The 14,925-nt window shown below is 60.3% G+C and carries 14 protein-coding genes and 1 pseudogene; 2 read left to right on the plus strand and 13 right to left on the minus strand.

The annotated features are described in order from the left end of the window. Nucleotides 1-81 precede the first annotated feature (81 nt). The 5 genes from HU772_RS16400 to HU772_RS16420 form a co-directional block, all read right to left on the minus strand. A complete protein-coding gene (locus HU772_RS16400; protein ID WP_217858722.1) occupies nt 82-1,053 on the minus strand; it encodes an IS110 family RNA-guided transposase in 972 nt (323 codons plus the stop codon). Between the two features lie 367 nt (nt 1,054-1,420). After that, the gene (locus HU772_RS16405) at nt 1,421-2,026 is read right to left on the minus strand and encodes an START domain-containing protein (RefSeq protein ID WP_186662816.1); all 606 of its coding nucleotides are present in this window, start codon (nt 2,024-2,026) and stop codon (nt 1,421-1,423) included. A gap of 33 nt (nt 2,027-2,059) precedes the next feature. Next, a complete protein-coding gene (locus tag HU772_RS16410; RefSeq protein WP_023628900.1) occupies nt 2,060-2,314 on the minus strand; it encodes a YkgJ family cysteine cluster protein in 255 nt (84 codons plus the stop codon). A gap of 107 nt (nt 2,315-2,421) precedes the next feature. Beyond that, a complete protein-coding gene (locus HU772_RS16415; RefSeq protein ID WP_186662817.1) occupies nt 2,422-2,886 on the minus strand; it encodes a hypothetical protein in 465 nt (154 codons plus the stop codon). A gap of 59 nt (nt 2,887-2,945) precedes the next feature. Then, entirely contained in the window at nt 2,946-4,388 is a 1,443-nt protein-coding gene (locus HU772_RS16420; protein ID WP_186662818.1) for an aminotransferase-like domain-containing protein, read from the minus strand. A gap of 500 nt (nt 4,389-4,888) precedes the next feature. Here HU772_RS16420 and HU772_RS16425 point away from each other — a divergent pair. Then, a protein-coding gene (locus tag HU772_RS16425) for an IS3 family transposase (protein ID WP_437182400.1) occupies nt 4,889-6,252 on the plus strand; the annotation gives its coding sequence in 2 pieces (ribosomal slippage) (nt 4,889-5,354 and nt 5,354-6,252; 1,365 coding nt in all). A 647-nt stretch (nt 6,253-6,899) separates the two neighbouring features. On the opposite strand, the gene HU772_RS16430 is transcribed toward HU772_RS16425, so the two are convergent. The 5 genes from HU772_RS16430 to HU772_RS16450 all read right to left on the minus strand — a co-directional run bounded on the left by HU772_RS16430 (nt 6,900) and on the right by HU772_RS16450 (nt 10,659). Next, a complete protein-coding gene (locus HU772_RS16430) occupies nt 6,900-7,709 on the minus strand; it encodes an OmpA family protein (protein ID WP_186661998.1) in 810 nt (269 codons plus the stop codon). Next, entirely contained in the window at nt 7,706-8,059 is a 354-nt protein-coding gene (locus HU772_RS16435; protein ID WP_186661997.1) for a DUF4398 domain-containing protein, read from the minus strand. Before HU772_RS16435 ends, HU772_RS16430 begins: the two co-directional genes overlap by 4 nt. Nucleotides 8,060-8,068: 9 nt before the next feature. Next, entirely contained in the window at nt 8,069-8,890 is an 822-nt protein-coding gene (locus HU772_RS16440) for a substrate-binding periplasmic protein (protein WP_186661996.1), read from the minus strand. 89 nt (nt 8,891-8,979) lie between these two features. Beyond that, the gene (locus HU772_RS16445; RefSeq protein ID WP_186661995.1) at nt 8,980-9,909 is read right to left on the minus strand and encodes an electron transfer flavoprotein subunit alpha/FixB family protein; all 930 of its coding nucleotides are present in this window, start codon (nt 9,907-9,909) and stop codon (nt 8,980-8,982) included. Beyond that, nucleotides 9,910-10,659: an electron transfer flavoprotein subunit beta/FixA family protein gene (locus HU772_RS16450; protein WP_186661994.1), complete on the minus strand. Its 750-nt coding sequence runs from the start codon at nt 10,657-10,659 to the stop codon at nt 9,910-9,912. Nucleotides 10,660-11,203: 544 nt separating this feature from the next. Here HU772_RS16450 and HU772_RS16455 point away from each other — a divergent pair. Then, nucleotides 11,204-12,868, plus strand: a complete 1,665-nt coding sequence (locus tag HU772_RS16455) for an electron transfer flavoprotein-ubiquinone oxidoreductase (protein WP_186661993.1) — start codon at nt 11,204-11,206, stop codon at nt 12,866-12,868. A gap of 69 nt (nt 12,869-12,937) precedes the next feature. Here the strand turns inward: HU772_RS16455 and HU772_RS16460 are convergent, their stop codons facing one another. From HU772_RS16460 to HU772_RS16465, 3 genes and pseudogenes are all read right to left on the minus strand, one after another. Then, entirely contained in the window at nt 12,938-13,339 is a 402-nt protein-coding gene (locus HU772_RS16460) for a type II toxin-antitoxin system MqsA family antitoxin (protein ID WP_186661992.1), read from the minus strand. A gap of 3 nt (nt 13,340-13,342) precedes the next feature. After that, nucleotides 13,343-13,441: pseudogene (locus HU772_RS25010) on the minus strand (type II toxin-antitoxin system MqsR family toxin); the annotation flags it as partial. 141 nt (nt 13,442-13,582) lie between these two features. Continuing rightward, nucleotides 13,583-14,908, minus strand: a complete 1,326-nt coding sequence (locus HU772_RS16465) for an MFS transporter (RefSeq protein WP_186661991.1) — start codon at nt 14,906-14,908, stop codon at nt 13,583-13,585. Nucleotides 14,909-14,925: the final 17 nt, after the last annotated feature.

Genomic DNA, 14,925 nt, shown 5'->3' on the forward strand with positions numbered 1-14,925 from the left:
AACGCAAAAAGGCTGCCCTCGGGCAGCCTTTTTTATTGTTCCGGCACACGATCCGCTTCTCTGTAGATACCGTCTTGACCCTCACCCCGCAAGAGGGATTTTGGGGTCAAACGGTATCCCCGACTTCACCACCCCGTAAACCAGGTGCAGCAGCTTGCGCATCGCCGCGCAGACGATCTGTTTGTAAGCTTTGTGCCGGCTGCTCAACCGCTCTGCCAGTTCCTTCACAACAGGGTTATGTCTGATTGAGACAGTGCCTGACATCCACAAGCCTGCACGCAGCCTTGAGGCGCCTGTACGCGAAATAGTGCTCTTACCTATGAACTCTCCCGATTGCTGCACCACTGGGTTTAAGCCTGAAAACGCGACAATCGCAGAAGGGCTTTGGTATTTCAGTGGATCGCCCAGTTCGGCGAGCAGCAACGTAGCAGTGGTGTCACCCAAACCATCAATCGAGGTAATCAGCTCACGTCGCTTGCGCAGGTCTGGATCATCATCGATCGTCTGCTCGATGGCCTTCCTGGTCTTTTCCAGCTCTTCGTTGATGTGCCCGATTACGTCTTGAATCGACTGCTGTACCGCATCTAGTGCGACATCCAAACGATTCTGCTCCATCTGGCGCATTTCCTTGAGGTCGTCCAGTCGCCGCACCAGAGCACGCAAGCGGCGCTGCGCAGGGGGCTCAGGCTCCCACTGGCGAAGCGAGACAGCCTTTTGTTGGCCATAGGCAGCAATGACTTTGGCGTCAGCCTTATCTGTTTTGACGCGCCGAAGCTCCACGTCAGCGAATTTCGCAATCACCGCCGGGTTCAGAATGCACACCCGATAACCTTGGTTGTGACAGTGCTCGGCCAGCGCTTCGTGATAGATGCCTGTAGCCTCCATAACAATCCAGGCGCCTGGTTCAGCATGGCGCTCAAGCCAGTCGCTAAACTGCCTGAACCCTCCAGGATCATTGGACAGCTTGGCTTTGGTGCGCATCTTGCCATTGGGGAGCGGGATGGCAATGTCGAAAGATTTTTTGGCGACATCAACGCCAACAAAGACGGACATGATCTCCTCCTTCAAACTACGAAAGTCGATCACCCTACACTCAGTTCAACCTTGTTAATGCGTGCTCACGCCGGGGGCGGGCACTAGATACCGTTCGAACTCGTCGAGTGGGGTTGGAAGACCAGAGCGTTATCTACAGTGCGGGCTTGATGCCCTTGGAGCGGCTCTGCTTCAAGGCCTTCCCTCGATGATCAGTCGAGAACTTTCGCCTCTAGGGAGGCGAAAGTCGAGATACAAGGAGCGGCCTTATGTCGCGAAAGGGCCGCGCAGCGGCCCCGACGATCTTGAGACTGACTCGCGATCCTGGGCCTGCTGCGCGGCCCTTTCGCGACATAAGGCCGCTCCTACACAGGAAACACGCCCGCCTTCAGTTCTTCTCGGCGCGCTCCCTCAGCCCCTTGAGGGTATTGAACGGCGCATCGACCACGAACTTGTTGGCCAGCCACGACGGCACGCTGCCGCCCGGCTCGGTGTGCACCTGGTAGGTCACTTCGGTGCTGTCACCTTTGGGCACCAGCTTCCAGAAGCCTTCCACCTGGGCGACCCGCACGAAGCCCTTTTCCTCCGGAAGATACTTCGGCTCTTCCTGGAGCTTGCGGGTCAGGCTGCCGTCAGCCTCCTGAACCGTAGTCACATGCAGGATCGAGTCCCGCGGCGTCACCGGCCAGGGCGTATTGAACTGGGTGTAGGTCCAACTTTGCTCACCCTCGCTCTTGAGCAGCTTCTGCGTCTTGCATTCGTGAATCCAGGCACAAGCCCCGGCCACGTCTTCCTGCAGCGCCTTGACCTTGGCCAGCGGCGCCTTGATCAGGGTCACGCCGCGATACGCCTTGTACTTGGAGCCAGCCACCTCGCTGAGGGAAACCTTGATCCCCTCCTCGTCCTTGGCCACCTGCCAATTCTCGGCCCAGGCCGTCGGGGCCAGCACCACGCCCATGCCACACAGCAGGGCAATACGCTTGATCGATCTCATCATCTTGTTCCTTGTTGTCGAAGATCCAACCGGTCACGCCGCCGTCATCTGCTCCAGCCACCCGATGATGCGAATGGCTTCGTCACGATCATTGCCACAGATGTCCGCTTCCGCCTTGAAGCCGCCACACACCTGCGGCCGCTCGGGCTTGCCGAACAGCGCACAGAGGTTTTCGACATTCAGGTGCAGGCAACGTTCGCCAGCCGGCTTGCCCTGCGGCATACCTGGGATTGGCGAGCTGATGGACGGGGCGATGCAGCAGGCACCACAACCCTCGCGGCATTTCATGACAACAGGACTCCCAGGAGCAAAGCGGGACGAACGTCCCTGGATACTAACCGCTCAAACACACGTTTGAAATTGGCGGGCAGATGAAATCGCGCATGACCCAATAGTCAGTTGCGAAATTCGAAGTCGATGGCCGCCCCTTCCACTTCCCGGCGACTGTCGTTGCGCAACTGCAGTTGCATTTCATTGCTGATCAACCGCCCATTGAGCTGGAAGGGGCTGCTGTCGGATTCAGGTTTGGTGGGAAACATCGAAGGCAGCAAGGGCTTGCGCATCACCGGTGTGTCACCCAGGTCCGGCTCGAGATGCTTGACCAGCTCGCTAGGCAGACTCAGGTCAACCTTGGGCTTGGGCAATGGCTTGGCCACCACTTTGCTGGCCGGCTTCGCCCGAGGCTTAGGTTTTGCCTGGGCTTTCGCAGGCGCCTTGGGTTTGGCGGCGGGCTTTGGCTTGACCTTGGCAGGCACCTTGCCCTGGGCCTTGGCCACTGGCTCGGCAGCCTGCGCCACTGCGACTGGCAACCAGGGCAAGGCGAAACACAGGGCGAGGACAAGAGGACGAAGCGATTTCATGGGAACCGGGGCAACCTGTAAAACGCGTATGCTCCCTGTTCCCCGCGCATCTGACAAGCCTACAAAAGTGAGACCGAGGTTTCCTGGCACAATTGCCGGGCCAGCAAGCCCAGGGTGATCACCGCGCGTTCGGCTTCCTTGTTCCAGGGAATTGCACAATTGAGCCGAATGCAGTGATTGAATTGCTCGGTGTTGCTGAAGATCAGCCCCGGCGCAATGCTGATGCCCTGCTCCAGCGCGCGCACGTGCAGTTCCTGGGTATTGACCCGCCCTGGCAAGCTGACCCAGAGGATGAAGCCGCCGGTGGGGCGGGTCATCTGCGTTCCTTCGGGGAAGTGCTGCTGCACGGCCAATTGATAGGCACTGAGGTTCTTGCGGTATTCCTGGCGTATGTAGCGCAGATGACGGTCATAGCCACCGTTCTCCAGGTAGGCCGCCACCCCCATCTGGGTCACGCTGCAGGCTGAGTGGGTGGTAAAGGTCTGCAGGCGCTGGATCTCGTCCTGGTAGCGCCCGGCGATCATCCAGCCGACCCGCACGCCCGGGGACAGGGTCTTGGAGAAGCTCGAGCAGTAGATCACCCGGTCGAGGCGATCGAACGCCTTCAATGCCTTGGTGCGCCCCTGTTCGAACATCAGCTCGCCGTAGATATCGTCCTCGACGATCTGGATGTCGAAATCCGAGGCCAGGCGCAACAGTTGCTTCTGCCGCTCCTCGGGCATGGTACCGCCCAGGGGGTTGCTCAACCTTGGCGTGAGCACCAGGGCCTTGATCGACCACTGGTTGGCGGCCAGCTGCAAGGCTTCGAGGCTGATGCCGGTGGCAGGATCACTGGGGATCTCGATGACTTTGAGGCCCAGCAAGTCGGCGAGCTGCAGCAGCCCATAATAAGTGGGCGATTCAGCAGCGATCAGATCCCCTGGCCGGGTCAGCACGCGCAGTGACATTTGCAAGGCATCGACGCAGCCATGCGTGACCACCACCTCGCGTGGGTCGACCAGCACCCCGGCGTCGCGCATGCGTATGGCGATCTGTCGGCGCAGCGGCTCGAACCCTGGGCTGAACATGTAGCTGAAGGCGCGCGGGCTATGGAAGCGGGTGACCTTGGCCAGCTGCTGGTGCAGCGCACGCACCGGCAGGTAATCCACATGCGGGACCGCCGCGCCAAACGGAAACACGCCGTCACGTCGCGCCTCGACCAGCACCTGCTGGATGATGCTGGCCCGGGTGACCAGGCCCGGTCGCTCGACCCGGGCGATATCCGGGGTCTGCGCGGTCAATGCTGGGGTCTGGTGCACGTAGTAGCCGGACTGTGGCCGGGCGCGGATCAGGCCCTGATCCTCGAGATTGGCATATGCCTGCAGCACGGTGGCATGGCTGACATTGAGCTGGGCGCTCATCTTGCGTACCGAGGGTACTCGCTCGCCGGGCTGATAGACACCACGCCGGATATCGTCGGCCAGTTGCTGGGCGATGCGCTGGTACAGCAGCAGATTGGTCATGGCGTGGTCTCGAAGCGCTGACGGGGCATTGTTCTTGTGCGGCTCACTGCAGAGCCAGATTACCGTAACAGTTGCAAAGTGTACTGGGACAGATCGCAGGATAGTCAACATTACAGTTGCGTAACAGAGGAAATCTGCCCAGTAGCGATCCCGTGCCGTTGCCGTTGCCGATCAAGAGGCTATCGCCAAACCCAACGCGCGACAGCTGCGCCAGCCCAGGCGCCGCCCGTACCTTCGCGACTTCAGGAGGCCGAACGCAGGCCTTGCGGAGGGAGGTGACGGGCATGGATGCCCGTCAAGCGCTGCGCCCCAGGATGGGGCGTTCAGCGCGGTCCTCCCGGGAGCAAGGCCGGAGTGAGGGGACCCGGAGCGAAGCGGAGGGCCGGATGAATGGAGCGCAGCGTTTTTTGGTTACTTTTTGTCGCGTTTGACAAAAAGTGACTCGCCGTATGAACTGACCCCCGAAAGTTGGACGCCTGACCCCAAGCGGAGGGTGTTCCATGACGAAATACGACCTAGCGCTCAAGCAAGCACTCATCGAGGAGTGTCTTTCTGCCCGGAGTGTTCATGAGGTGGCACTGAGGCATAGCCTGAGTGCATCGCTGCTGCGCCGTTGGATAAAGGGCTATGAGCAACACGGTGCTGCAGGTCTGGCTACCAAGTACAGCCACTACGACGCCCAGTTCAAGTTGAAGGTTTTGCAGTGCATCGAGCAAGACGGACTGTCAGCCCAGCAAGCCTGCATACAGTTTGATATTCGTGGCCCGAGTAGCATCAGGCAATGGAAAAGGTTGTACGATGAAGGCGGACTAGAAGCACTTCACCCGCATCGTGCCCGAGAATCCAGTATGCCCCGCAAAGCATCAGAACAACCCAACGTAAGCCCTGCTAAGCCTGCAGATGCTGAGTTGACACCTAAGCAAATGCTCGAAGAGCTGGAGTATTTACGTGCGGAGAATGCCTATCTAAAAAAGCTCGATGCCTTGATCCAAGCGGATCCACGCACTGCGCAACCAAGAAAGCGCAGGCTGTCCAAGGATTGAGGCATGAACATCGACTGGCTCTGCTGTTACGTGCTGCAGGGCTGGCACGCAGTACCTTCTATTACCAAAGCAAAGCCTTGGTGGCCGACAAGCATGCGGCCCTCAAAGAACGCATCAAGAGTGTCTATCACAGGCATAAGGGGCGGTACGGCTATCGCCGCATCACCGCCGTGCTTGGGTGCCATGGCGAGGTGATCAATCACAAGAAGGTGCAGCGGTTGATGCAGTTAATGGATCTGAAATCGCTGGTAAAAGTGAAGAAATATCGCTCCTACCGAGGTTCCGAAGGGCTTGTTGCATCTGATCTGCTCAAGCGTGAGTTCAAGGCGGAAGCCCCTAATCAGAAATGGGTAACCGATGTGACAGAGTTCAAGGTGAAAGGGCAGAAGCTGTTTCTTTCGCCTGTGATGGACCTGTACAACGGCGAAATTCTTGCCTATCAGATCAATCCGCGCCCTGAGTTCAAGATGGTGTCGGCGATGTTGGAGCAAGCTTTCGAGCGGCTGAACCCAGATGACAAACCGATATTGCACTCCGATCAGGGCTGGCAATACCGACAGCCCGCTTATCGACATATGCTGGGCAGAAAGAAAATACAACAGAGTATGTCGCGTAAGGGTAACTGCCTGGACAATGCCGCGATGGAAAGCTTCTTTGGCACACTCAAGAGCGAGTTTTTCTATTTGCAATCGTTTGAGAGTGTTGAACAACTGGCGTCAGGCCTTGAGGACTACATCGCCTACTACAACCAAGAGCGTATAAGTCTAAGACTGAATGGCTTGAGTCCGGTACAATTTCGGACCCAAGCGCTGAACCCATAGCGTACCCCGTCCAACTTTCGGGGGTCAGTTCACGTAAAGGCGAAAAGGTGATTATGCGTCGATATAGCAAATGAATGCGCTTACATCTGTAGAAACCCACGCCGACCGACTTTGACTTTGACTTTGACTTTGACTTTGACTTTGACTTTGACTTTGACTTTGACTTTGACTTGCAAAGTGTGGGCCTTGAAAGTTATATGCTCATTCATTTTCCATGTCGACGCATAGGCACCTTTCCGCCTTTACGGCGGCCTACTTTTCTCTTGGGAAAAGTAGGCAAAACCGTTCCGCTCCATTCATCCGGCCCCTACGCTTCGCTCCGGGGTCCCCTCGCTCCGTTCTTGCTCCCGGGAGGACCGCGCTGAACGCCCCATCCTGGGGCGCAGCGCTTGACGGGCATCCATGCCCGTCACCTCCCTCCGCAAGAACTCCGCTCGGCCTCCTGAAGTCGCAATTGGCGGCGCCTGGACTATCGCGTACTTAAAAGCAAGAGCAAGAACGAGAAACGAGAAACGAGAAACGAGACTTGTAGAACAACGCTCAGGAAAACATACCCATATCAATTACTACAAAGTTATAGAGCCCGCTCCTACAGTCCATATGAAATACCTGCAGGAGCGAACCCACCCTAACTTAAGCAAAAGCACTCAACGCGCCGGCGCAAGTTTGCCCTTCTCATCGGAGAAGACGATCTCGACCCGTCGGTTCTGCGCCCTGCCCCGCTCCGAGGCGTTGGCCTCCACCGGGTACTGATCGCCATAGCCTTCAACCTGGATACGTTTCTCATCGATCCCAAGGTCGACCAACATGTCAGCCACCGACTGGGCACGGTCGCGGGACAACTTGAGGTTGTCCTCCGCCGCCCCGGTACTATCGGTATAACCCTCGATCCGTACCACCCGACGCGGATTGAGCTGAAGGAACTGCACCAGCTTGAGCACAGTGCGGCTAGCCGAACTCTTCAACTCCGCCTGACCGGTATCGAACAGCACATCGCCAAGCGTCATCACCAGCCCGCGATCAGCCTGTTCAGAGGCCAACGCCGCGATCTGCGCCTCGACGAACTTCCCCTGCTGCTGCACGCTGGCCAACTTGGCCTCGCGCAGCGCCAACTGCAGGCGTTGACGCTCCAGGTCAAGCTTGGCCAGACGCTCCTGGTTCAGCGCCAGGTTCGCATGTTCACGGGCAATCTCGCTGTAGCGCTGGCTGAGATAAGCATAATGGCGCACATCGCTGCCGGTACCGACATAACCGGCCAGACGCTCGGCGCGCCCCAGCGATTCGCCGGCGCGAATCACATCACGTGGCGCACTGCGCAATACATCAGAGTCATCCTTCACCTTCTGGAAGGCACTACTGGCTTCTTCCAGCGAAGACTCGCTGCGCTGACTGGCGCACCCCTGCAAACCGACCAGCGCCAACAGGGCCAGCGCGGCGAATGGCGTGATCCGGCTCATGGCTGCACCTCCAGCTGCTTGCGCAGACGCTTGATCCGCGACTGCATGACCTGCAGCTGCTCCTCGCTCTTCTGGTTCAGCACCAACGCCTCGGCCAGACGCGCATCCAGCTCGGCCTGCTCGGCCCGCATGCGCGCATCGCGGTAGCTCTCGCCAAGCATGTTGCTCTTGGCCCTGGCCAACTTGTCTTCGGCCATCTTGAATTGCGCCACCTGCTCGGTGGCACCGACGGCCTTGGCCTGTTCAACAGCCTGCTCAGACAGGCGCATCTGTTCAATGGGTGCCGGGTCGTTGGCACAACCGGCCAGGCCAAGCATGGCCAGGGCAAGCATCAGGGGTTGGGTTCTCACGCACTCTTCCTACTGTTTGGGGGCGCCCTGCGACGCCTGCATCTGTGCCTTCCAGCGTTCCACATTACGCTGCAGCACCGCTTCGCTCGCCCCGGAGATCGGCAATTCTGTCAGCTTTTTGGCCAGTTGTCCGCGCAACCAGCTGTCGTTGCATGCCGAGTTGTGCGAAACCGCCAGGTACAACCCCGGCCGGTCCACGGGCAAGCCACGGGCGATCAGCTCGTTGCCCATCCCCAGGCTTTGCGCCATGGCCATTCCGGAGTAGCGACCCGCCAGCACATAGTCGACCTGGCCAAGCACCAGCCTCTGGAACGCCTGGGTGAGATTCTGCGCCGGCTCCAGCTTCAGCTGGGCCTTGGCGAACGCTTCGAAGGCCGGCGTCAGCCGCGCCTTCTCCGACAAGCCGCCACGGTATTGCGCCAGGTCCGCCGGGCCGTTGAACTCGAGCACCGCGTCGTGGCGGGTCCAGACCAGATACTCATTGAGCTGCAAGGCCGGATGAATATAGTCCAGGGATGTCAGCTGAGTGACCTGCAACGGGGTATCGAGCAGCAAGTCCATGCGCCCGCTGCGCACTTCGTCGAGCGCCTGCTCACGCTTGCCGGCATGCAGCACCTCGACCTTCAACCCCAACTCGTCGGCCACCTGACGCAGCAGATCAACATTGGCGCCAATCAGGTGTTTCGGGTCCTGCGGATCCTGCCAGGAATACGGTGGCGCATCCGGACTGCCGGTAGCCACCAGGCGCTCGCACTTCCCTACCGCCCATACCGGGCTCGACAGCAGCGCAAGCGCGCAAGCCAGCATCCCCTTGCTCGAACGAAACACCATGCAACCACTCCCCGCCCATGAAACAACAGCCATGAAAAAACCCGGACCGCCAAGGGCGGGCCGGGTTCTTTATAAGTGAAGCAGGCGGATCAGACCAGCTTTTCCAGCTCCGGAACCGCCTCGAACAGGTCGGCGACCAGGCCGTAGTCGGCGACCTGGAAGATCGGCGCCTCTTCGTCCTTGTTGATCGCGACGATGACCTTCGAGTCTTTCATACCGGCCAGGTGCTGGATCGCGCCGGAGATACCGACGGCGATGTACAACTGGGGCGCGACGATCTTGCCAGTCTGGCCGACCTGCATGTCGTTCGGCACGAAGCCTGCGTCGACGGCAGCGCGCGAGGCACCGACCGCGGCGCCGAGCTTGTCGGCCAGGGCGTACAGGTGCTTGAAGTTGTCACCGTTGCCCATGCCACGACCACCGGAAACGACGATCTTGGCGGCGGTCAGTTCAGGACGATCGGACTTGGCCAGCTCTTCGCCAACAAAGGCCGACTTGCCGGCATCGTGAGCAGCGGCAACCGCCTCGACAGCAGCCGAACCACCTTCGGCGGCCACGGCGTCGAAGCCGGTGGTACGCACGGTGATGACCTTGATGGCAGCGTTCGACTGCACGGTAGCGATGGCGTTACCAGCGTAGATCGGGCGCTTGAAGGTATCGGCGGATTCGACCGCGATGATCTCGGAGATCTGGTCGACATCCAGCAGCGCGGCAACGCGCGGCAGGATGTTCTTGCCGTTGGTGGTGGCCGGGGCCAGCACATGGCTGTAGCCCTTGGCCAGCTCGACCAGCAGCGGCGCGACGTTTTCCGGCAGGGCGTGGGCGTAGGCCGCGTTGTCGGCGACCAGCACCTTGGCTACACCGGCGATCTTCGCGGCGGACTCGGCAACGCCACCGACGTTCGCGCCTGCAACCAGCACGTGGATATCGCCACCGATCTTGGCGGCAGCGGCGACGGTGTTCAGGGTGGCCGGGGCAACGGCACCGTTTTCGTGTTCAGCGACAACCAGGATAGTCATTTAGATTACCTTCGCTTCGTTCTTCAGCTTCTCGACCAGTTCGGCCACCGACTTGACCTTGATACCGGCGCTACGGGCAGCCGGCGCTTCGACTTTCAGGGTCTTGTTGGTGGAGGCGAGGGAAACGCCCAGCGCGTCTGGAGTGACAGTCTCCAGAGGCTTCTTCTTGGCCTTCATGATGTTCGGCAGCGACGCGTAGCGTGGCTCGTTCAGGCGCAGGTCGGTAGTGACGATCGCCGGCAGGTTCAGCGCGACGGTCTGCAGGCCGCCGTCGATTTCACGGGTGACGTTGACCTTGTCGCCAGCGACTTCGACCTTGGAGGCGAAGGTGCCCTGGGCGAAGCCAGTCAGCGCGGCGAGCATCTGGCCGGTCTGGTTGTTGTCGCTGTCGATGGCCTGCTTGCCGAGGATGACCAGCTGCGGCTGCTCCTTGTCGACAACGGCTTTCAGCGCCTTGGCCACGGCCAGGGAGTTCAGTTCGTCGGCGGCTTCCACCAGGATGGCGCGGTCAGCACCCAGGGCCAGGGCGGTACGCAGTTGCTCCTGGGCGGCGGTCGGGCCGACGGAGACGACGACGATTTCGCTCGCCACGCCTTTCTCTTTCAGGCGGACGGCTTCTTCCACGGCGATTTCGCAGAAGGGGTTCATGGACATCTTGACGTTTGCAAGGTCGACGCCGGAGTTGTCCGCCTTGACGCGAACCTTGACGTTGTAGTCGACCACTCGTTTGACAGCTACAAGAACCTTCATGGATTCCTCGTTACTCTCCGGTGAAAAGAAGATCGCCTGGGGGCTGCCCGGCGAATGCGCGTGGGTACAAGGGCACCTCTAAAAACGTTCCGGAAGCGGAAAATTTCAAGTGACCGATCAGTCCTGTCGCGACCCCGGGTTCGAAAACCCACGGGTCATTTCCTGTCGTGGCGTGTAGACTCCACTACAACACCTGATTCGGCCCGCAAACCCTGCTCCACGCCTGGTCTTTAGGGGTGCACCTGCGCCCGACGGTCAGCCTACGGCGAGCGTAAAAGCGCTCGTATCTTGACCGTAACACCCAATCCGGTCAATACGGCAAATTGGCCAGCCTCCAGCCGCGTACCTTTGATTTTACTGGGCTCCGGCAAATTCAAACAAACGTTTGTATTGGACCCGCCAAGTGGTGTAGATATAATGCGCGGCCAAGACAAGACGGTGTAGTCCGTCACCGGCGAAGCTACAGCACCCACGCGCCGCACGTGACCGTGAAACACCCATAAAAGACAAGCAACAGCGATGAGCCTTGAGTAGGAGAGAACCTGTGGAACGCGAATACATGGAATTCGACGTGGTCGTCGTCGGCGCTGGCCCGGCGGGCCTGTCCGCCGCCTGCCGCCTGAAGCAGAAGGCCGCCGAAGCCGGTAGCGAGATCAGCGTCTGCGTGGTCGAGAAAGGCTCCGAAGTCGGCGCCCACATCCTCTCCGGCGCGGTGTTCGAACCGCGCGCCCTGAACGAACTGTTCCCCGACTGGAAAGACCTCGGCGCGCCGCTGAACACCGAAGTCAAGCGCGACGACATCTATGTGCTGAAAAGTGCCGACAGCTCGACCAAGGTCCCCGACCTGTTCGTGCCCAAGACCATGCACAACCAGGGCAACTACATCATCTCCCTGGGCAACCTGTGCCGCTGGCTGGCCCAGCAGGCCGAGAACCTGGGCGTCGAGATCTACCCGGGCTTCGCCGCCCAGGAAGCGCTGTTCGATGAAAACGGCGTGGTCCGCGGGATCATCACCGGCGACCTCGGCGTCGACCGCGAAGGCAACCCGAAGGACGGCCTGTATACCCCGGGCATGGAACTGCGCGCCAAGTACACCCTGTTCGCCGAAGGCTGCCGTGGCCATATCGGCAAGCAGCTGATCAAGCGCTTCGACCTGGACAATGAATCCGACGTCCAGCACTACGGCATCGGCCTCAAGGAAATCTGGGAAATCGACCCGGCCAAGCACGAGCAGGGCCTGGTGGTGCACACCGCCGGCTGGCCGCTGGACGTGATGAGCGCCGAGAACACCGGCGGCTCCTTCCTTTATCACTTGGAAAACAACCAGGTGGTGGTCGGCCTGATCGTCGACCTGTCCTACTCCAACCCGTACCTGTCGCCGTTCGACGAATTCCAGCGCCTCAAGCACCACCCGGTGATGGCCCAGTACCTCGAAGGCGGCAAGCGCATCAGCTACGGCGCCCGCGCCATCTGCAAGGGCGGCCTGAACTCGCTGCCGAAGATGGTCTTCAATGGCGGCGCGCTGATCGGCTGCGACCTGGGCACCCTGAACTTCTCCAAGATCAAGGGCAGCCACACCGCGATGAAATCGGGCATGCTCGCCGCCGAAGCCGTGGCCGACGCACTGATCGCCGGCAGTGAGGGCGGTGACCAGTTGAACGGCTATGTCAGCGCCTTCAAGGCCAGCTGGCTGTACGAGGAACTGTTCGCCAGCCGCAACTTTGGCCCCGCCCTGCATAAGTTCGGCCCGCTGCTCGGTGGCGCGTTCAACTACATCGACCAGAACTGGTTCGGTGGCAAGCTGCCGTTCACCCTGCACGACACCAAGCCGGACTATGCCTGCCTCAAGCTCGCCGCCGACTCGCAGAAGATCGACTACCCGAAACCAGATGGCAAGCTCAGCTTCGACAAGCTCAGCTCGGTATTCCTCTCCAGCACCAACCATGAAGAGGAACAACCCTGCCACCTGAAGCTGACCGACCCGAACATCCCGATCGCCAGCAACCTGCCGCTGTACGACGAACCGGCGCAGCGCTACTGCCCGGCCGGCGTGTACGAGGTGGTCACCCAGGAAGACGGCAACAAGCGCTTCCAGATCAACGCGCAGAACTGCGTGCACTGCAAGACCTGCGACATCAAGGACCCGGCCCAGAACATCACCTGGGTCACCCCCGAAGGCGCCGGCGGGCCGAACTACCCAAACATGTAAGCCCTGCCCTTGCGGCAAGAAAAAGCCCCCTGGCCGTGAGGCCCGGGGGCTTTTTCATGATTGATAGCGTCAGGCAGTTCTGACTTCCTCGAACAACTCAGGATGGCGGTCGAGCAACTTGAACAGCTTGATCAATGCCAACGGCGGCTTGGTCTTGCCATTTTCGTAACGGGAGAAGGCATTGACTCCGCCGCCAAAGATTTCGCCGGCTTCACGCTGATCGAGATCGAATTTCCGGCGAACAGCTGCAATGAAGCCAGGGTCTACGACCGAGGCATTGACGCGCTGATTGAAGGCCCGCATTTCGGCATTCACGCGCCGTGCCACCGGCACCGTCATGATCGCCTCGTCGCATGCAGGACAGAACTCAGCCTCGACCTGCAAAATGACCATCGACTCACCCTTGTACGTGTGTGGTAGGTCGCGGACTGCCTGGACCAGCTCCCCTGCTCCACAGATCGGACACTTCATGGCTTACAGCTCCTTGAAAGACACAATGAGCAAGTCATTGATTACAACCAGCTTGAGATACACCCGGCCCACTGGAGTCATCGGACGATCAACATCATGCCAAGGGCCTGCACACGTGCCAGTGAGCAATGAGGCGTTCTCTCTTCCATGAAAAATTAACCTTCCAGGTTAAATTTGGCTAATAGGTTATTCCAATAACCCCCGCCTGGAAGCTTGCCTCAGCCCTCCACCACCCTTACGGCCTCATTTGTCACCACACATGATCGGCATCGACTCTACACCGAACACCAACGGTTCCCGACGCCCGAAATACAGTGCCGTCAGCAGCCCCACCACGCCCATGGCCAGACAAAAACCGACACACACCCACGGGCTCCACGGCATCAGCGCAATCAAAGCCAGCGGCGTGGTGCTGGCCCACAGCGCGTAGGCGACGTTATAGGTGAAGGAAATCCCCGATACCCGGATTTCAGCCGGGAACAACCCGACCATTACCGACGGCACCACCCCCACCACGCCACAGGACAACCCAGCCAGGGCATAGGCCAGCCAGGTCACGCCCCACTGCCCCACGAGGCTGGCATAGAGCGCACCAACGCCCAGCGGCAGCAGTAGGCTGTAGATCATCAGCGCGCGCCAGGCGCCGATACGGTCGACCAGCAAACCGGCCAGCACGCAACCAATATTGAGGAAGACAATGCCCACGCTGCTTAAGGCGAAAGTGTGCCCAGCGCTCATGCCGAAACGCTGCTGCATCACCGTGGGCGTGATCACCACCAGCACCACCACCGCCGAAGTCAGCACGCAGGTCAACAGCGCAGCAGGAATCAGCGACCGGCGATGTTCGCCCAGCACCCTGCGCAATGGAAACGCCACCGGACGTTCCTGGCGCTCGCGCAGGGCCAGGAACACCGGCGTCTCGCTGAGCCAGCGGCGCAGCCAGACACCGATCACACCGAACACGCCCCCCAGCAGGAACGGATAACGCCAGGCGTAATCGAGAATCTCCTGGGGCGTGTAGAGCTGCGCCAGCAGGGTCGCGGTCAGCGCTCCGAGCAAGTAACCGAAGGTCAGCCCGGCTTGCAGGAAGCCCAGCGCATATCCGCGTCGCCCAGCCGGCGCATGCTCGGCGACGAAGGTCCAGGCGCTGGGCACCTCGCCGCCCACCGCCGCCCCCTGCAGGATACGCAGCGCCAGCAGGATCAGCGGCGCGGCGTAGCCGATGTCGGCGTAGGTCGGCATCACCCCGATCAGCAGGCAGGGCAACGCCATCATCAGGATGCTCAGGCTGAACACCCGCTTGCGCCCCAGGTGATCGGCGAAATGCGCCATGAGGATGCCCCCCAGCGGTCGCGCCAGATAGCCGGTGACGAAGATCCCGAAGCTTTGCAGCAAGCGCAGCCACTCCGGCATTTCAGGCGGGAAGAACAGCTGGCTGAGGGTCAGGGCGAAGAACACGAAGATGATGAAATCGTAGATTTCCAGCGCGCCCCCCAGCGCCGCCAGGCCCAAGGTCCGGTGGTCGCCACGGCTGAACCGGGGCGGGCGGGCGGTATCGATGGCAGTCATGGCAGGTTCCGCAACTT

The organism is Pseudomonas xantholysinigenes, assembly GCF_014268885.2.
GTDB classification, from domain to species: domain Bacteria; phylum Pseudomonadota; class Gammaproteobacteria; order Pseudomonadales; family Pseudomonadaceae; genus Aquipseudomonas; species Aquipseudomonas xantholysinigenes.